This window comes from Microbacterium sp. C-MGS6, from assembly GCF_058140415.1.
In genome coordinates this window covers 1,620,312-1,638,068 of the sequence record NZ_CM176934.1, presented here as the reverse complement: position 1 = coordinate 1,638,068, position 17,757 = coordinate 1,620,312, and the positions used below count along the sequence as shown (strand labels likewise).

19 protein-coding genes are annotated in these 17,757 nt (G+C 70.7%); 6 read left to right on the top strand and 13 right to left on the bottom strand.

Going from position 1 to position 17,757, the window contains the following annotated elements:
* The first annotated feature begins 396 nt into the window (after nt 1–396).
* From AC3B5L_RS07850 to AC3B5L_RS07835, 4 genes are all read left to right on the top strand, one after another.
* The gene (locus AC3B5L_RS07850) at nt 397–681 is read left to right on the top strand and encodes a hypothetical protein (protein WP_187663970.1); all 285 of its coding nucleotides are present in this window, start codon (nt 397–399) and stop codon (nt 679–681) included.
* Nucleotides 682–789: 108 nt separating this feature from the next.
* Nucleotides 790–1,869 (top strand): GNAT family N-acetyltransferase, encoded by a 1,080-nt coding sequence (locus AC3B5L_RS07845; RefSeq protein ID WP_187663969.1) that lies wholly within the window; start codon nt 790–792, stop codon nt 1,867–1,869.
* A 99-nt stretch (nt 1,870–1,968) separates the two neighbouring features.
* Nucleotides 1,969–2,664 carry an ABC transporter ATP-binding protein gene (locus AC3B5L_RS07840; protein WP_187663968.1) on the top strand — a complete coding sequence of 232 codons (696 nt, stop codon included), beginning with the start codon at nt 1,969–1,971 and terminating at the stop codon, nt 2,662–2,664.
* Nucleotides 2,661–3,980, top strand: coding sequence for an FtsX-like permease family protein (locus tag AC3B5L_RS07835; protein WP_187663967.1), 1,320 nt, complete (start codon nt 2,661–2,663; stop codon nt 3,978–3,980). The genes AC3B5L_RS07840 and AC3B5L_RS07835 overlap by 4 nt, the downstream gene beginning before the upstream one ends.
* 31 nt (nt 3,981–4,011) lie before the next feature.
* Here AC3B5L_RS07835 and mutM read toward each other — a convergent pair whose 3' ends face one another.
* The 6 genes from mutM to AC3B5L_RS07805 all read right to left on the bottom strand — a co-directional run bounded on the left by mutM (nt 4,012) and on the right by AC3B5L_RS07805 (nt 9,110).
* Nucleotides 4,012–4,875, bottom strand: a complete 864-nt coding sequence (mutM, locus tag AC3B5L_RS07830; RefSeq protein ID WP_490096370.1) for a bifunctional DNA-formamidopyrimidine glycosylase/DNA-(apurinic or apyrimidinic site) lyase — start codon at nt 4,873–4,875, stop codon at nt 4,012–4,014.
* Nucleotides 4,868–5,560: a ribonuclease III gene (gene rnc / locus AC3B5L_RS07825; protein WP_060923098.1), complete on the bottom strand. Its 693-nt coding sequence runs from the start codon at nt 5,558–5,560 to the stop codon at nt 4,868–4,870. Before rnc ends, mutM begins: the two co-directional genes overlap by 8 nt.
* Nucleotides 5,561–5,570: 10 nt before the next feature.
* On the bottom strand, nt 5,571–5,780 hold the full coding sequence (gene rpmF, locus AC3B5L_RS07820; protein ID WP_013586329.1) for a 50S ribosomal protein L32: 210 nt from the start codon (nt 5,778–5,780) through the stop codon (nt 5,571–5,573).
* Nucleotides 5,781–5,782: 2 nt separating this feature from the next.
* On the bottom strand, nt 5,783–6,277 hold the full coding sequence (locus tag AC3B5L_RS07815; protein ID WP_025103319.1) for a YceD family protein: 495 nt from the start codon (nt 6,275–6,277) through the stop codon (nt 5,783–5,785).
* A gap of 129 nt (nt 6,278–6,406) precedes the next feature.
* Nucleotides 6,407–6,904, bottom strand: coding sequence for a pantetheine-phosphate adenylyltransferase (gene coaD, locus AC3B5L_RS07810; protein WP_187663965.1), 498 nt, complete (start codon nt 6,902–6,904; stop codon nt 6,407–6,409).
* Nucleotides 6,905–6,935: 31 nt separating this feature from the next.
* A complete protein-coding gene (locus AC3B5L_RS07805; RefSeq protein WP_187663964.1) occupies nt 6,936–9,110 on the bottom strand; it encodes an ATP-dependent DNA helicase RecG in 2,175 nt (724 codons plus the stop codon).
* Between the two features lie 60 nt (nt 9,111–9,170).
* Here AC3B5L_RS07805 and rsmD point away from each other — a divergent pair, with 60 nt between their 5' ends.
* Nucleotides 9,171–9,785, top strand: coding sequence for a 16S rRNA (guanine(966)-N(2))-methyltransferase RsmD (gene rsmD, locus AC3B5L_RS07800; RefSeq protein ID WP_259951674.1), 615 nt, complete (start codon nt 9,171–9,173; stop codon nt 9,783–9,785).
* Here the strand turns inward: rsmD and thiL are convergent.
* Nucleotides 9,755–10,750: a thiamine-phosphate kinase gene (thiL, locus tag AC3B5L_RS07795; RefSeq protein WP_259951675.1), complete on the bottom strand. Its 996-nt coding sequence runs from the start codon at nt 10,748–10,750 to the stop codon at nt 9,755–9,757. The genes rsmD and thiL overlap by 31 nt on opposite strands.
* Nucleotides 10,751–10,773: 23 nt before the next feature.
* On the opposite strand from thiL, the gene AC3B5L_RS07790 reads away from it, so the two are divergent.
* Entirely contained in the window at nt 10,774–11,256 is a 483-nt protein-coding gene (locus AC3B5L_RS07790; RefSeq protein WP_280569499.1) for a DUF3515 family protein, read from the top strand.
* Nucleotides 11,257–11,278: 22 nt separating this feature from the next.
* Here the strand turns inward: AC3B5L_RS07790 and AC3B5L_RS07785 are convergent, their stop codons facing one another.
* From AC3B5L_RS07785 to leuC, 6 genes are all read right to left on the bottom strand, one after another.
* Complete coding sequence (locus AC3B5L_RS07785) at nt 11,279–12,361, bottom strand: D-alanine--D-alanine ligase family protein (protein WP_259951678.1); 1,083 nt, start codon at nt 12,359–12,361, stop codon at nt 11,279–11,281.
* Entirely contained in the window at nt 12,261–13,400 is a 1,140-nt protein-coding gene (locus tag AC3B5L_RS07780; protein ID WP_259951679.1) for an NAD(P)H-dependent glycerol-3-phosphate dehydrogenase, read from the bottom strand. Before AC3B5L_RS07780 ends, AC3B5L_RS07785 begins: the two co-directional genes overlap by 101 nt.
* Nucleotides 13,390–14,145: a lysophospholipid acyltransferase family protein gene (locus AC3B5L_RS07775; RefSeq protein WP_187663958.1), complete on the bottom strand. Its 756-nt coding sequence runs from the start codon at nt 14,143–14,145 to the stop codon at nt 13,390–13,392. The genes AC3B5L_RS07780 and AC3B5L_RS07775 overlap by 11 nt, the downstream gene beginning before the upstream one ends.
* Before the next feature lie 5 nt (nt 14,146–14,150).
* Nucleotides 14,151–15,518: a UDP-N-acetylglucosamine 1-carboxyvinyltransferase gene (murA, locus tag AC3B5L_RS07770; protein ID WP_280569504.1), complete on the bottom strand. Its 1,368-nt coding sequence runs from the start codon at nt 15,516–15,518 to the stop codon at nt 14,151–14,153.
* 61 nt (nt 15,519–15,579) lie between these two features.
* Nucleotides 15,580–16,200 (bottom strand): 3-isopropylmalate dehydratase small subunit, encoded by a 621-nt coding sequence (gene leuD / locus AC3B5L_RS07765; RefSeq protein ID WP_259951682.1) that lies wholly within the window; start codon nt 16,198–16,200, stop codon nt 15,580–15,582.
* A gap of 2 nt (nt 16,201–16,202) precedes the next feature.
* Nucleotides 16,203–17,639 (bottom strand): 3-isopropylmalate dehydratase large subunit, encoded by a 1,437-nt coding sequence (gene leuC / locus AC3B5L_RS07760; RefSeq protein ID WP_187663955.1) that lies wholly within the window; start codon nt 17,637–17,639, stop codon nt 16,203–16,205.
* Nucleotides 17,640–17,757: the final 118 nt, after the last annotated feature.

Sequence of the window (17,757 nt, the reverse complement as noted above, 5' to 3'; positions counted from 1 at the left end):
ATGCTTGACGATCTCCTGTGAGTTTCGCTACGGTGGCCTCCGGATCGCCACACGAAAGGAGGTTACCGATGATGATCACTCAGCACACCGCAGAGGTCTTTGGCCTCGCCGCGCCTGCGCACTCTGCGCCGCGCCACGCGGCATCGGTGACCGCCGGCGTCCGTCACGGCTCGCTCGGCTAGAACCGCAGCCTGGGAACGCAGACCCGATCCGGGTCTTCTCCCGCCTGTTCTGTCGCGTCCCACCCTCTGATCCCCTCGGATCATGGATCCCCGCCTCCGGCCTCCGCATTCCGCGGCTCCACAGGCGCTGCTCTCGTCCGCACCCGTCGCGGCCGACGACTCGGTCCTGACGTGGTGCTTCCGCACCCCATCCATCCCTTTCGAAGGAACCATCGTGAACATCACGCTGTCACGCAGCACCACCCATCCGCCCGATACCGAGGACCGCGAGGTCCTCCAGATCCCCCGCGACGACGAGCTGCGTCAGCTCGGCATCGCGGACCGCCTCTCGCTCCGGATCGGCCTCTGGCTGTTCCAGCGGGCGCAGCGGCCCCGGCGTCCGCGCCGGTCGTGGACCGTCGATCCCGGCGACCTGTTCCTCGTCGGAGAGCAGCGTCACCGCTCGGCTGCGGAGGCGCACGCCCTCCTCATGCACGACATGCAGCGCGGAATGCGCTGACAGACGATGACGACCGCATCGACGCCGACCCGGCGTCCGTCCGTACAGCTGCGGACGGACGCCGGGCCACCCGGCACCTCCTCCTCCCTCCGACACGAAGGACCCGACATGACGACCGCCGCACTGACGATCACGCCGCTGATCGTCCCGGCCACCCTCGCCGATGCGAACGCCGCGGACTTCCGCGCCTACGGCGCCCTCAATCGACAGATCTGCGACGAGCAGGTCGGCCTCCCCGACCTCGCCCCGGACGCCGCGCAGATGCTGCCCAACTGGCAGGACGACTCCGATGCGCTGGACCTCGGATTCGTGGCGCGCGAGGGGGACGACATCATCGGCATGGTGACGGTGTCCTTCGCACAGGAGGAGGACGCGCACGCCGCCGAGCTCGACCTCCTCGTCCCGGCCGCCCACACCGGGCGTGGTGTCGAGGACGCGCTGCTCGACCGCGCCGAGACCGAGGCCAGGGAGCGCGGCCGGAGCGTCCTGCAGATCTGGACCCTCCACCGCCCCGAGGAGGCCGACCGCATGCTCCAACCGCGCACGGGATGGGGGCGCATCCCGGCGACAGCGCTGAGCGACGTGGTCGAAGCCCGCGGCTTCACGCTGGAGCAGGTGGAGCGCAACAGCGAGCTCGACCTGCGTGCCGACCCGGAGCCCCTGCGCCGCGCGTTGGGCGCGGCGCTCACGGCGGCGGGTCCGGACTACCGCGTGGTCGAGTGGGAGCTGCCCACCCCGCCGGAGTTCCGCGACGGATACGCCGCGGTGCTCGCCCGACTGTCGACCGACGCCCCCAGTGGCGACATGGACTTCGTCGCCGAGGTCTACGACGCCGATCGGGTCGTCCGCCGCGATGCTCGTCTCACGGGCGCCGGCCAGACGGTGTCCGTGGTCGCCGTGGAGCATGTCCCGTCCGGCACCCTCGTCGCGTACAACGAGCTGCTGATCGGTGCGGAGAAGACCGGGACCACCCACCAGTTCGGGACGCTGGTCGCCAAGGACCACCGCGGCCATCGCCTCGGAACGATCGTGAAGTGCGCCAACCTCCTGCGGTGGCGGGAGCTCGTCCCGGATTCGGACGTGGTCTCCACGTTCAACGCCGAGGAGAACCGGCCGATGCTCGACATCAACGAGGCGATCGGCTTCGTCCCCGTGTCGTACGCGGGCGCGTGGCAGAAGAAGATCTGAGGACGAGCGGTAGCCGTCATCCTCTCGGATGACGGCTACCGCTCAGCTTCATCCGCCTGACCGACGACACCGGCACAGGTCTCCGGCGAGGCTGGGAACATGAACACTCCCGTGATCGAAGCCCACGCCCTCGTGAAGACCTACGGCGTCACACACGCCCTCGCCGGAGTCGACCTCACCGTGCACCGCGGCGAGTCCGTCGCCATCATGGGAGCGTCGGGGTCGGGCAAGACCACACTCCTGCACGTGCTGGCGGGCATCACCGCCCCGGACAGCGGGCGCGTGGTCTTCCACCCGTCCACCGGAACGCCCATCGAGGTGACCGCGCTCGGCGAGGCGGCGCGCTCCCGGCTGCGTCGCGAGCGATTCGGGTTCGTCTTCCAGCAGGGACTGCTGATCCCCGAGCTGACGGCAGTGGAGAACGTCGCCCTCGCCTCGATGATCAACGGTGTCGCGAAGAAGGACGCACTCCCCCACGCGGCGTCGTGGCTCGCGGCACTGGGTCTCGGCGGCATGGAGGAACGGCGCATCGGCGAGCTGTCGGGAGGACAGGCCCAGCGCGTGGCCATCGCCAGAGCCCAGGCCACGGGTGCGGACCTCGTCTTCGCCGACGAGCCGACCGGCGCCCTGGACTCGCACACCTCCGCCGAGGTCATGGACGCGCTCCTCTGGTCCACGACCGGACAGGGCCGCACCCTCATCGTCGTCACGCACGACGCCGACGTCGCCGCCCGCTGCACCCGCACGGTCGCTGTCCGGGACGGCCGCATCCTCGGTTCGGCGGTGAACGCGTGAACCTCTCCGTCCTCGGCCTGCTCCTGCGTCCCGCTCCCGGACAGCGGAGCGTCCTCGCGCTCCCGATCGTCGCCTTCGCGGTGGTCACGACCCTCGTCCTCACCGTCGTCGGCGGGGCCCAGGCCTTCTGGACCTGGACCGACGACGAGGCCGTCCTGTACCAGGCGCTCGCCGCCATCGCCCTGGTCCTCCTGGTCGTGCCGCTGGCCTCGCTCGGCGGCGCCGCCGCCCGCTTGTCCGCCCGACGCCGCGACGAACGTCTCTCCACTCTGCGTCTGCTCGGGGTGACTCCGGGCGGGGTGACGACGGCGACCGTCGTCGAGTCCGTCCTCGTCGCCGCCACCGGCGCGATCATCGGTGTCGGCGGCCATCTGGCCCTGAGCCCGCTCATCGGTCTGATCCCGTTCCGTGGCGAGCCGCTCGGCCTGCCTGCGGTCGTGCTCCCTCCGGTGATGATCGCCGCTGTCGTGGCCGGCGTGCTCGTGCTCGCCGCCGGAAGTGCCGTCGTGGGGCTGCGCCGCGTCGTCATCTCGCCACTCGGAGTCCGAACGCGCACGGCGCCGACGAACGTGCACTGGGTCCGGGCCGTCATCGCGGTGGTGGGCATCGCCTTCGCGTTCGTGCTCGTCAAGGTCTTCCCGATGATCGGCGGGATCGTGGCGACGATCGCGGTGCTCGCGGCGACGTTCGCGCTCGCCCTCACGGTCCTGAACGTGCTCGGCCCATGGGTGCTGAAGGTGTCGGCGGGACGTCAGCTTCGGCGGGCGGAGCGTCCCGAACGGCTGCTGGCCGCACGCCTCGTGCTCGACGCTCCGAAGGCGGCCTGGCGTCAGGTCGGCGGCATCGCGATGGCGAGCTTCATGGCCGTCTTCGCCGGCACCGGCGTCGCCCTCCTCGACACGATCGGGGCCGGTGACGATCCCTCCAGCATCGCGCTCGCGGAGGACATCCGCACCGGGCTCATCATCACCCTCGTCGGCTCGTTCCTCATGGTTGCCGCCTCCGTCGGTGTGAATCAGGCCTCGGACGTGCTCGACAAGAGCGACCTGCACCGGAGCCTGCACCACCTGGGTATGCCCGTCGAGACCGTGGACCGCGCGCGCCGTCGCGCGATCATGTCGCCGCTGCTCGTCACGGCGGTGGGATCCGCGCTGTGCGCTGCGGTGCTCGTGTTCCCGCTGGTGGGGATCGCGCTGATCGTCGCGCCCCTCTCGCTGATGACGATCGCGACCGTCGTCGCCGTCGGCATCGGAGTCGTGTGGGCGAGCACCTGGGCGACCCGTCCGCTGCTGGATCGTGCTTTCGCTCCGGCGTGATGCGGTCGCGGGCCGGGGATACCGGCCCGGGTCAGCGCCTCCGCTGGCAGCGCGGGCAGAAGTGCGAGGAGCGGTTCATGAAGGCGGCACGGGTGATCGGCGTGCCGCAGCGCGGGCAGGGCTTCCCACCACGACCGTAGGCGTTCAAGGAGTGCGCGAAGTAGCCGGCCTGCCCGTTGACGTTGACGTACTGGGCATCGAAGCTCGTGCCGCCCTCGGCGAGAGCCTTCTGCAGCACGGATCGCACTTCGGCGAGCAGGCGATTCACCGCCCGGGTCGGCAGGGCGTCGGCCGGTGTCTCCGGATGGATGCGGGCCGCCCACAGCGACTCGTCGGCGTAGATGTTGCCGATGCCGCTCACGACACCCTGGTCCAGCAGCACCCGCTTGATCGCGCTGTGCCGCCGGGCGAGGGCGGCCCGGAAGACCGCGTCGTCGAAGAACGGGTCGAGCGGGTCGCGTGCGATGTGCGCGACCTGTGTCGGGATGCGGGAGGGGCCGTCGGGGACGAGGGCGTCGACGGCCAGCGATCCGAAGGTGCGCTGATCGGCGAACACGATCGCGAGCTCGCCGTGTCGCGGGTGCTCGATACTCAGACGGATCCGCTCGTGCCGCTCGGATGGAGCGTCCGGCGCGCGGAGCAGCATCTGGCCGCTCATGCCCAGATGCGTGATCAGAGCGGAGTCGTCGGAATCGAGCGGCAACCAGAGGAACTTGCCCCGCCGCGCGGCCGCGGTGAAGCGGCGACCCTCCAGACGCTGGACGAAGTCCGCGGCTCCGGCAGTGTGCCGGGTGAGCGCGCGTTCGTCGAAGACGCTGACGCCGGTGATGACGGCGTCCACCGCGGCCGGGGCGAGGCCCGAGCGGACGACCTCGACCTCGGGGAGCTCAGGCACGTTCGCTGAGGGTGCGCCAGGCGCTGAGTGCCGCCGCCATCTCCGCCGTCTTCTTGCTGCTGCCGGCACCCGTCATGCGAACGTCGCCGACGGCCACGGTCGCGGTGAAGCGCCGGTCGTGGTCGGGGCCGCTGGCCTCGACCGAGTACTGCGGCGGCGTGGCGCCGAGGCGTGCCGCGAGCTCCTGCAGGCTGGTCTTCGGGTCCATCGCCGCGCCGTACCGCTCGGGATCGGCGAGCAACGGCTCGGTCAGACGCAGGACGAGCGCCGTCGCGGCCTCGGGCCCGGCGGACAGGTAGGTGGCGCCGATGACGGCCTCCATGGTGTCCGCGAGGATCGAGTCCTTGTCGCGACCACCGGTCTGCTCCTCACCGCGTCCGAGCAGCAGGTGACTGCCCAGATCGATGCCGCGAGCGACCTCCGCCAGGGCGACCGTCGACACGACGCTCGCCCGACGCTTCGCCAGCTCCCCCTCGTCGAGCTCGGGGTGCCGTGTGAACAGCATGACCGTGACGGCCTGCCCCAGCACCGAGTCGCCGAGGAACTCGAGACGCTCGTTGTGCGGGATGCCGCCGTGCTCGTACGCGTAGGAGCGGTGGGTGAGGGCCAACTCCAGAAGCTCCGCGTCGATATCGACGCGGAGCTTGTCTGGGAGAGGCCTCGTCCCCCCGGGGACCTCCGTCACGGTTCGCGACTCAGACGTCGGCGACCTTGCGGCCCTTGTACTCGAGGAAGAGCTCGGTGCCCTGCGAGTCGGTGACGACCTTCGCCTGGTGCGGACGGCTGTAGACGACCTTGCCGTTCTCGATGGTCTTGACGAGCGCGGGGGCCTCCGCCTTCCACTGCGCGCGGCGCGAGCGGGTGTTCGAACGGGAGACCTTGCGCTTCGGGGGGTTACCAGCCATGACTAGCTCTCTTCTTTCTCGGCGGCACCGCGTTCTGCCGTGCCGTCCTGGTCTGTGATCTGCTGGAGCGCGCTCCACCGAGGATCGATGGGAGCGGCCTGCTCCGTTCCGGTGCTCTCGGTCAGCCTCTCGCCTGTGACCGGGTCGAGCCCGAGGCAATCCGGCTGACACACCGGCTGAAAAGGAAGGGCCAAAACGGCCGCATCCCTGACGAGAGTTTCAAGATCCACGTGGTCGTCTTGAACCTCGAAGTCAGTTTCTTCCTCACCAGGATACGCGAAAAGCTCCTGGAACTCGACTTCGACGGGCCGGGCGATGTCGGTGAGGCATCGACCGCACACGCCGACGTACTCGCCCTCCGCCTCTCCGGTGACGAGGATGCCCTCGTGGACGGACTCCAGGCGCACGTCGAGATCGAGCTCCGAGCCCGCTTCGAAGGAGACGATCCCCTCCCCCCACTGCTCCGTCAGGGGCACCGAGAAGGAGTGCTCGCGCATCTCCCCCGGGCGCCGGACGATGTCACGGACGGGGAGGACGAAAGGGCTGTTGAGTCGGGAACGCACCCCGCCATGCTACCCGGGTCACCGGAGAGGAGGGCCGGGAGACCGCCGGGAGCGGGACGCGGATCAGATCCCGCGCGCGCCGGTGTCGAGGAACGAGGCGACCGCCGGCGGCACGAACGGCGACACGTCTCCACCGAGGCTCGCGACCTGCCGCACCAGGGAGCTCGAGACCATCGCATGCGCGGGGTCGGGGAGCAGGAAGACGGTCTCGATGTCGGCGAGGTGCCGGTTGACGATCGCCATCGGCGACTCGTACGCCACGTCGACCTGCGAGCGGATCCCCTTCACGAGCACGCCGGCGTTCACATCGCGCGCGTAGTCGACGAGCAGACCCATGCTCCAGGACCCGATGACGATGTCGCCCGCCATGCCGTCCTCGGCGATCGAGCGCTCCAGGAGTGCCAGCCGCTGCGCGATCGGCAGCATCGCCTCTTTGCCCGGGTTGTGCACGACGAGCACGTGCAGCTCGTCGTAGAGGGCGGCCGCACGCCGGATCACGTCGAGGTGACCCAGGGTCGGCGGATCGAAGGAACCCGGGACGACGGCGATCCGGCTGCTCATGGCATCCAGCCTAGGGCACCCGGAACGGCGATCAGTTCTTCGCGAGCGCCGCGCGATCCTCGTCGGTGACGCGCCGTCCGATGGCCTCCCGGAGCCCGGGATGCGCCGCCAGCTCGGGGTCGATGGCGAGGATGTCCTCCGCGAGCTCGCGAGCCCGGGTGATGAGGGCGGCATCCTTGACGACGCGCAGCAGTTTGAGGGACGACCGCACACCGGCCTGTGCCGCGCCGAGCACGTCGCCCTCGCCGCGGAGTTCGAGGTCGACCTCGGCCAGCGCGAAGCCGTCGAGGGTGGCGGCGACCGCGTCGACACGCTCACGGGCCACCGATCCGGCCTCGGCCTCGGTCACAAGCAGGCAGAGTCCCGGGACGCCGCCTCGCCCCACCCGACCGCGGAGCTGGTGCAGCTGGGAGACCCCGAAGCGGTCCGCGTCCAGCACGATCATTGTCGAGGCGTTGGGGACGTCCACGCCCACCTCGATCACGGTCGTCGCGAGGAGGAGGTCGATCTCCCCGCGAGCGAAGGCCTGCATGACGGCGTCCTTCTCCTCGGAGGGCATCTTCCCGTGGAGCACCGCCCGCCGGAGCCCGCCGAGGGTCGGATGGGTGGCCAAGGCCTCGTCGAGCTGGACCACGCCCCAGCGGGGGCCCTTGCCGCCCTCGGGGGCGAGCAGCGCCTGCTCCCCCGCCTCGGCCGTCTTCGCTGCGGTGTCGATGGCCGCGCAGACGGCGAACACCTGCCGGCCCTGCGCGATCTCCTCCGCTGCCCGTTCCCACACCCGGTTGAACCAGCCGGGATGCTCGGCCAACGGCGCGACGTACGACTCGATGCCGGCGCGGCCGGCCGGCATCGTGCGGATGACCGAGGTGTCGAGGTCGCCGAAGACCGTCATCGCGACCGTCCGCGGGATGGGCGTCGCGGTGAGGACGAGCGCGTGCGGGCTGGATCCCTTCGCACGCAGCGCCTCCCGCTGCTCGACCCCGAACCGATGCTGCTCGTCGACCACGACCAGCCCGAGGTCGGCGAACGTGGTCTTCTCCCCGAGGAGCGCATGGGTGCCGACCACGATCAGCGCCTGGCCGGAGGCGACGCGCAGCGCGGCCTTGCGACGGTCGGCAGCCGGCATCTGCCCGGTGAGCAGGGTCGGCATCAGCAGGGGGGCGAGCTGCGGACCGAGCATCTTCGTGATCGAACGCAGATGCTGCCCCGCGAGGACCTCCGTCGGCGCGATCAGAGCCGCCTGTCCCCCGCTCTCGGCGACCTGCAGCATCGCCCGCAGGGCCACCAGCGTCTTTCCCGAACCGACCTCGCCCTGCACCAGTCGGTTCATCGGCCAGGAGCCGACGAGGTCGTCTGCGATCTGCGCACCGACCGTCTCCTGGTCGGGCGTGAGCGTATAGGGCAGGGCGGCGTCGAAGCGTTCCAGGAGGCCGCCTGGGGTCGCCGGCCGCGAGGTGGCGGCCAGAGCCCGCACCGCGTCACGCTGCTGGAGCAGGGCCGTCTGCAGGGTCAGCGCCTCGTGCATGCGCAATGTGCGCACCGCGGGATCGATGTCGTTGCGGGAGCGCGGGCGGTGGATCGCCTCCAGCGCCTCCCGCGCCGTCAGCAGCTCCTCGCGGGTGCGGATCTCCGGGGTCAGCGGGTCCGGCACGGTCGGGAGGTCGTCCAGGACACGACCGACGAGCCGGGCGATCTGCCACGTCTGGATCGCGGAGGTGGCCGGGTAGATCGGGATCGGCACGGCTGCCCTGGCATCGGCACGCCGCCGCGCCGCGTCCTCGTCGTCGAACAGTTCGTACTCCGGGTGGGCGAACTGGGTCATCCCGTTGAATTCGCCGACCTTGCCGGAGAACACGCCACGGCGTCCGACCGCCAGATCCTTGGAGCGCCATTCCGCTGCGCCGACGTTCTTCGCGAAGAAGGTCAACGACATGCGACCGACGCCGTCGCCGATGACGACGTCGACCATGGCTCCCGGCCGGTTGCGCATCCGACGGAAGCTCGACGAGAGGACCTCCGCGACGATGGTGACGGTCTCTCCGATGGGGAGGTCGCGGATGGGGGTGAGCTCGCCGGGGTCGGCGTACCGACGCGGATAGTGCGCGAGCAGATCGCCGACGGTCTTCATGCCGAAGGCGCGGTCGAGCGTCTTGGCCGACGCCGCACCGAGGGCCTCCTCCAGCGAGGATTCGAGCGTGAGCGACATGCTCCGAGTCTAGGGAACCGCACGGACACGACCGCCCGCGCCCTGTCGTATCGTGAACGGGTGACGAGGATCATCGCCGGAACGGCACGCGGCACCCGGCTCGACGTCCCCGGTGCCGGGACACGGCCGACGAGCGATCGCGTGCGCGAGTCGCTGTTCGGCGCCCTGGAGTCGCTCGACGCGATCGCGGGTGCCAGGGTGCTCGACCTCTACGCGGGCTCCGGCGCGCTCGGGCTCGAGGCCCTGAGCCGCGGCGCCCGAAGCGCCGACCTCGTGGAGCGCAACCGGCAGGCGGCAGCCGTCGTACGCCGCAACGTCGCGGCAGTGACGAAGGCATCCGGCGCCGCGTCCGCGAAGGTCCAGGAGGCGACCGTCCGGGCGTTCCTCGGCCGAGCGTCCGGGTCGTACGACCTCGTGTTCACGGATCCGCCGTACGACATCGACGACGAGGCGATGGACGGTGACCTGGCCGCCCTCGCTCCGCTGCTCAGCGACGACGCCGTCGTGGTCGTCGAGCGTGCCCGCCGTTCCCCGACCCCCGACTTCACGGCGGCCGGGCTCCGCGTGTTCCGGGAGAAGACCTACGGCGACACCACCCTCTGGTGGGCCGAGCCGGACCGCGACGAGCCGGCGTCCGCGGCCGTTCAGCCGGAGACGGAATCCCAGTCCCGGTAGGGATCCCAGCCGCTCACATCCACAGGACGGTCGTCGCAGAGCAGGTCCTCGTCGCCGCGCGACCGCACGACACCGATCGCGCGGAACCCCGGCGGCAGCACGCCGTCCGGGAACGTCGCGAGCAGCGCATGGTCCTCACCGCCCGCGAGCGCCCGCTCCGGGTTCGCACCGAGCGCCGCGCCGTCCAGCGCGAGGGTGACGCCGGAGGCCTCCGCAAGGCGACGCGCATCGAGGGCGAGGCCGTCCGAGACGTCCATCATCGCGGTCGCGCCGGCGGCCGCCGCGGCGACGCCGAGGCCGATGGGCGGGGATGGTCGCAGCTGCGCGGCGACCGCGGCGCTCTCCCCCGCCGCGAGGGCCGGAGGATCGACCGGCACCGGCGTCTCGCCGTCCCGGAAGCGTCCGAACAGCACCGCCAGTCCGTGCGCGGCATGGCCCAGCTCCCCCGCCACGGCGACGACGTCGCCCGGTCGCGCCCCCGCCCTGGTCACCGGAGGGCGGCCTTCGAGGTCGCCCAGTGCCGTCACGGCGACCGTGAGCACCTCGGACACCGTGAGGTCGCCGCCGACGACCGCGCACCCGGGGGCGAGCGCCGCGCAGGCCTCGCGGAAGCCGTCAGCCAGGCGCTCCACGAAGGACAACCGGAGCTCACGCGGCACGGCGAGAGCCACGAGCAGGGCGGTGGGACGCGCGCCCATGGCGGCGATGTCGGCGAGGTTGACCGCCGCCGCCTTCCACCCGAGGTCGTAGCCGCTCGTCCAGGCGAGGCGGAAGTCCGGCCCGTGCACGAGGGTGTCGGTCGTCGCGACGACGGAGGCGGAGGGAGCCGCGATGACGGCGGCGTCGTCACCCGGCCCGAGGAGCGTGTGCGCGCCGGGCGCGGTGCGCTGGAGGATGGCGCGGAGGATGCGGCCCTCCGAGAGATCTCCCAGGCGCGGATCGTCGGAGTCGGGTCGGGAGGGCATGTCGTCAAAGGTAGCCTGGATGCATGCTTCGTTCCCGCCGCCTCGCTGCCGTCGCGGGGTCGATCACCCTCGCCGCCGGACTCGCCGGATGCTCCACCACCGTGCATCTCGAGCCCGCGGAGGACGCGAACGACCCGGCCTGCGCGAACGTCTCCGTGCTCCTGCCGGACACCGTCGGCGGCTACGAGCGGGTGTGGACCGACGCGCAGGCGACAGGCGCGTGGGGCGATCCCACGGTCGTCCTGCGTTGCGGCGTGGAGCCGCCCGCCCCGTCCGACCTCGTCTGCACCACCCTCGGTGGCGTCGACTGGTTGGTCCTGGAGCAGGAAGACGAGCGCCAGCGCCTCGTCACCTACGGTCGGGAGCCCGCCATCGAGGTCATCATCCGCCGCGGCGAGCAGGTCGACTTCCAGTCGATCGTCGACAGCCTCTCGTCGAACATCCAGTCCGGACTCGCACCGGCCACCGCGCAGTGCACGGACCGGGTGGAGTTCCCCGCGAGCTGAGCGCCCGCAGGGAACGCCGATGTCAGCGGCGCAGACCCGCCTCGACCAGTTCGGTGATGAGATCGCCGTAGCTCAGCCCTGAGGCGACCCAGCACTTCGGGAACATCGAGATGGGCGTGAATCCGGGCATGGTGTTGAGCTCGTTGACGACGAGCTCGCCGTCCGGGGTGAGGAACATGTCGACGCGGGCGAGGCCACGACCGTCCACCGCCTGGAAGGCACGCACGCCGGCCTCCTGGACGGCCGCCACCTCCGCCTCGCTCAGCTCCGCGGGGCACACCACATCGACGCCGTCGCCACCGAGGTACTTGCCCTCGAAGTCGTAGAAGCCGCGGTCGGTCAGCACGATCTCCCCCGGAAGGGAGGCGCGGACGCCGTCGGCGGTCTCCAGGACCGCGACCTCGATCTCCCGCCCGGTGACACCGGCCTCGATGAGGACCTTGTCATCCTCGGCGAAGGCGATGGCGAGGGCGGCGTCGAGCTCCTCCGGAGCCGTCACCTTCGAGACGCCGACGCTCGATCCGGCGCGCGCCGGCTTGACGAAGACGGGCAGGCCGAGCTCGACAGCACGGCGGCGCACGGCCGCAGGGTCGACGTCCCACTCGCGGCGGCGCACGGTCACGCCCGGTGCCACCGAGATGCCAGCGGCCCGCAGCGCGATCTTCATGAAGTGCTTGTCCATGCACAGCGCCGAGTCGAGCACGCCGCCGCCGGCATAGGGCACCTCGAGCGTGTCGAAGTAGCCCTGGATGGTGCCGTCCTCGCCGTGGGGTCCGTGCAGGATCGGCAGGACCACGTCGATCTCGCCCAGCCCCTCGGTCGCGCCGCCCGGGTGCACGACGCGCAGAGTGCGGTCGCCGCCGGGCTCCGGCCAGAGCACCCGGGTGCCGTTGTCCACGACCTCGGGCAGGTGCGCGGCGTCCAGCGGGAACTTCGCCGGATCGTCGTCCTCCAGGACGAAGGCGCCCTCGCGGGTGATCCCCACCGGGATCACGGCATACCGGTCACGATCGATCGCGCCCAGCACTCCCCCCGCCGTTGCGGAACTGATCGAATGCTCGCTGGAGCGCCCTCCGAAGAGCACCACCACCGTCTGCTTGTCCATGGTTGGTCCTCTCCCCCTGCGGGGTGTCGTCGTCCGTCGTCAGATGCGGGGCGATGTCCCGGGGATCCATCTTGCCGTCGAGCACCATCTTCACCTGCTCCACGATCGGCATGTGCACATCGGCTTCGCGGGCGAGCTGCAGCACGGGGGCGACCGAGGCCAGACCCTCCGCCGTCTGCTGCATCTGCTTCACCACATCCTGGAAGCTGTATCCCTGTCCGAGCAGCCGCCCGGCCGTGTTGTTGCGGCTCAGCGGCGACTGACACGTCGCGATGAGGTCGCCGAGCCCCGCCAGTCCCTGCAGGGTCTCCGGCTGGGCACCGTTCGCCACCGCGAAGTCGGTCATCTCGACGAGGCCGCGGGTGATGATCGAGGCCTTCGTGTTCTCGCCGTAGCCCACGCCGTCGACGATCCCGATGGCGACGGCGATGAGGTTCTTGAGCACCCCGCCGAACTCCGTGCCGATGACGTCGGTGTTCACGAACGTGCGGAAGTAGGAGTTGCGCGCGGCGCGGGCCACGACGTCCGCCGTCTCCTGGCTGCGCGACGAGATCACGGCCGCGGTCGGCTGCTCCCGCGCGATCTCCAGCGCGAGGTTGGGGCCGGAGGCGACGGCGACCCGGTCGGGATCGCACTGCAGCTCCTGCTGGATCACCTGACTCATGCGCAGTCCGGTGCCACGCTCGACGCCCTTCATGAGGCTGACGATCTTCGCGTCGCCCGAAGCGATCAGCGGGCGCAGCGCCTTGAGGTTCTCCCGCAGCGACTGACTCGGCACGGACAGGTACACCTGGTCGACGCCCTCGAGGGCGGTCGCCAGCTCATGCGTGGCCGCCATCGTGCGGGGCAGGTTGATGCCGGGCAGGTAGCGCGAGTTGCGCTTCGCCTCATCGATCTCGTGCGCCAGCTCCGCACGGCGCGCCCACATCGTCACGTGAGCGCCGCCGTCGGCGAGGATCTTGCCGAACGTGGTGCCCCAGCTGCCGGCGCCGATCACGGCGACGCGGGGTCCGGCCGGCGCGGTTCTCTTAGGGGTCAAGGCGTCCGGTCTCCTTCTGGCCGTGGCTCGCCGGATTCCAGCGCTCCGCGGGGGCCTTCTCGCCGCGCACCTGCTCCAGCAGCGCGGTGATCGCGTTCATGAGGCGGTTGGTGGCCTCCGTCAGCGCCGCCGGCTCGCCGGCGCGACCGCGGAGGTCGGACACGTCGACGGGGTCGCCGATGATCACGGTGACGGGCTTCCGGAGCGGCCAGAGGCTGAGCCCCTTCTGGTAGCGGCCCATGATCGCCTGAGTCCCCCACTGGGCCATCGGGATCAGCGGGATGCCGTCGGCGAGGGCGAGCCGCACCGCTCCCGACTTGCCGCGCATCGGCCACATGTCGGGGTCTCGGGTGAGCGTGCCCTCCGGGTACACGATGACACCGCGACCGTGCTCCACGAGAGCCGCCGACTGGGCCATCGTCTGCTTCGCGGAGGACGCCGAGGACGTGCGCGCGACCGGGATCATCCCCGTCTTGCGCAGGAACCATCCGAGGACGGGGACCCGGAAGAGGCTCTCCTTGGCCATGAACCGCGGGGCGCGCCCGATCCGCCAGACCGCCATGGCGACGATCAGCGGATCGAACTCCGAGTAGTGGTTCGGCGCGAGGACGAATGAGCCCTCGCGCGGCAGCTTCTCCGCACCGACGATCCGGATCTTCGCGATCAGCGACACCACCGGGACGACGATCGCCGCGAGCGGCCAGAAGACGCTCGGACGCGTCTTCTCCGGAGACCGGGACGCCATGGGGCTCACCGGATGACGTCGAAGTCGGCGCCGAGCGCGTCGAGCTTGGCGAGGAACTTCTCGTATCCGCGGCTCAGGATGTCGACCCCCGACACCTTCGACTCGCCCGTGGCCGTCAGCGCCGCGATCACGTGGCTGTAGCCACCGCGCAGATCGGGGACGACGATGTCGGCGCCGTGGAGCGGCGTCGGGCCCGTGATGACGGCGGCCTGCTCCAGGTCACGACGCGGCACGCGCCGCGGGCCGTCCTGCAGCCCGCGCGGGTGCACGACGATGTCGGCGCCCATCTTGACGAGCGCCTCGGTGAAGCCCATGCGGTTCTCGTACACGGTCTCGTGCACGACGGAGCGGCCGTGCGCCTGGGTGAGCGCGACCACGAGCGGCTGCTGCCAGTCGGTCATGAAGCCGGGGTGCACGTCGGTCTCGATCACGACCGGCTTGATGTCGCCGTCGCGACGGAAGAGGATGCCGTCCTCCTGGATGTCGAACCAGCCGCCCGCCTTCCGGAAGACGTTGAGGAAGGTGAGCATCTCCTGCTGCTTCGCGCCGCCGACGAAGATCTCGCCGTCGGTGGCCAGAGCGGCCGAGGCCCACGAGGCCGCCTCGTTGCGATCGAAGATCGACCGGTGGTCGTAGCCGCGGAGCTTCTCGACGCCCTCGATGAGGATGACGCGGTTGGGCTCGTAGGAGATGATCGCGCCCATCTTCTGCAGGACGGCGATGAGGTCCATGATCTCGGGCTCGATCGCCGCGTTGCGCAGCTCGGTGATGCCCTCCGCCCGTACAGCGGTGAGGAGCACCTGCTCCGTGGCGCCGACGCTCGGGTACGGGAGGTGGATGTTGGCACCGTGCAGACGGGCCCCGCCGGTCGAGAGGCGGATGCCGCTGGGGAGCTTCTCGACGATCGCGCCGAACTTCCGCAGCGCGTCCAGGTGGAAGTCGATCGGCCGGTCGCCGATGCGGCAGCCGCCGAGGTCGGGGATGAACGCCTGGCCGAGGCGGTGCAGGAGCGGACCGCAGAACAGGATCGGGATCCGGGAGGCGCCCGCATGCGCGTCGATCTCCTCGAAGTGGGCCGACTCGACGTCGCTGGGGTCGAACACCAGGGAGCCGGGCTCGTCGCCCTCCGACACGCGGACGCCGTGCACCTCGAGCAGCGAGCGCACCACGGCGACGTCGCTGATGGCCGGCACGTCGCGCAGGACGCTCGTGGTCTCCCCGAGCAGAGACGCGACCATCGCCTTGGTGGCGAGGTTCTTCGCGCCCTTGACGTCGACGCGTCCGCGCAGCGGACGGCCTCCGCGGATGGCGAGGACGTCTCCGGTCAGCGCGGGGACGTCGTCGGAGAGAGCGTCGCGCACGGGTGTCGTCATTCGGGGCCTCACTTCATTCATCGGGGGCGGGGTTACCCCTGGCTCCCCCGCCCCCTCCGTCTCACTGGACGGGAAGGGTCCGCGGCCGCCACGACTCGCGACGGGCCTCGAACTGCGCGATCTTGTCTTCGTTGCGCAGCGTGAGCCCGATGTCATCGAGCCCTTCGAGGAGCCGCCATCTAGTGTAATCGTCGATCCCGATGTCGGCCTGGAAGCCGGCCTCCGCGCCCCCGGTCGGGTCGCCGATGGAAGCGGTGCGCGCCTCGAGGTCGACCGTCATCCGCGCGCCGGGATCGGCGTCCATGACGGCCCAGAACCGCTCCAGATCCGCCTCCGAGATGGTCGCGGCGAGGAGTCCCTGCTTGCCCGCGTTCCCGCGGAAGATGTCGGCGAAGCGGGGGCTCAGCACGACCTTGAAGCCGAAGTCGCGGAGCGCCCACACGGCGTGCTCACGGCTGGAACCCGTACCGAAATCGGGTCCGGCGACGAGGACGGACGCCCCCTGGTACGGCGCCTGGTTGAGCACGAACCCGGGGTCCTGCCGCCAGCCGTGGAACAGCGCGTCCTCGAAGCCGGTCTTGGTGACGCGCTTGAGGAACACCGCCGGGATGATCTGGTCGGTGTCGACGTTCGACCGCTTCAGCGGCGCGGCGATGCCCGTGTGGGTGATGAACTTCTCCATGGTCAGGCCTCCAGGTCGCTCGGGCTGGACAGGGTGCCGCGGATGGCGGTCGCCGCCGCGACGAGAGGGGACACGAGGTGCGTGCGGCCCCCCTTGCCCTGGCGTCCTTCGAAGTTGCGGTTCGAGGTGGAAGCGCAGCGCTCCCCCGGGGCGAGCTGATCGGGGTTCATGCCCAGGCACATCGAGCACCCCGCGAAGCGCCACTCCGCCCCGAAGTCCTTGATGATCCGGTCCAGGCCCTCGGCCTCGGCCTCCAGTCGCACGCGGGCTGAGCCGGGAACGACCATCACCCGCACACCGTCGGCCTTCTTCTTGCCCTGGATGATGGAGGCGAAGGCGCGGAGGTCCTCGATGCGGCTGTTCGTGCACGAGCCCATGAACACCGCGTCGACCGGGACCTCCTTGAGGGGGGTACCCGGCGTCAGGTCCATGTATTCCAGTGCACGCTCGGCGGCTGCGCGCTCGTTGGGGTCGGCGATCTCCGCGGGGTTCGGCACCGCGGCGGAGAGCGAGCTGCCCTGCCCGGGGTTCGTTCCCCACGTCACGAACGGCTCCAGCTCGTCGGCGTCGATGAAGACCTCGGCGTCGAAGGTGGCACCTTCATCGGTCGGCAGGGTGCGCCAGTAGGCGACCGCGTCGTCCCAGTCCTGCCCCTTCGGCGCGTGCGGACGCCCCTCGAGGTAGGCGAAGGTCGTCTCGTCCGGAGCCACCATGCCCGCGCGGGCCCCCGCCTCGATCGACATGTTGCAGATCGTCATGCGGCCCTCCATGGAGAGCGCGCGGATCGCGCTGCCACGGTACTCGAGCACGTAGCCCTGACCGCCGCCGGTCCCGATCTTGGCGATCACGGCGAGGATGATGTCCTTCGCGGTGACGCCGGGACGCAGCGTGCCCTCGACGGTGATCGCCATCGTCTTGAACGGCTTCAACGGCAGGGTCTGGGTCGCCATGACGTGCTCGACCTCGCTGGTGCCGATGCCGAACGCCATCGCGCCGAACGCGCCGTGCGTCGAGGTGTGCGAGTCGCCGCAGACCACGGTGATCCCGGGCATGGTGAGGCCGAGCTGCGGGCCGACGACGTGCACGATGCCCTGCTCCGCGTCCCCCAGCGAGTGCAGGCGCACGCCGAACTCGGCGGCGTTGCGGCGCAGCGTCTCGATCTGCGTGCGGCTGGTGAGATCGGCGATGGGTTTGTCGATCTCCCACGTCGGCGTGTTGTGGTCCTCCGTGGCGATCGTCAGGTCGAGCCGCCGGAGCGGCCGCCCCTCGCTGCGGAGGCCGTCGAAGGCCTGCGGGCTGGTGACCTCATGCACGAGATGCAGGTCGATGTAGATGAGGTCGGGCTGGCCGTCCTCGCCCTTGACGACGAGGTGGTCGTCCCAGACCTTCTCGGCGAGCGTCCTGGGGCGTGCGGAATCCGCACCGGCGGTGGTGGTCATGGCGTGTCTCCTGTGGATGGCGGTTCGGCCCACGATGGACTCCGCGACGAGGAGGGGCTCAGATCGAGGTCTCGCCGCGGCCGCTAAGAAGGAGCACGGTCCGCATGACGTCAGGTTA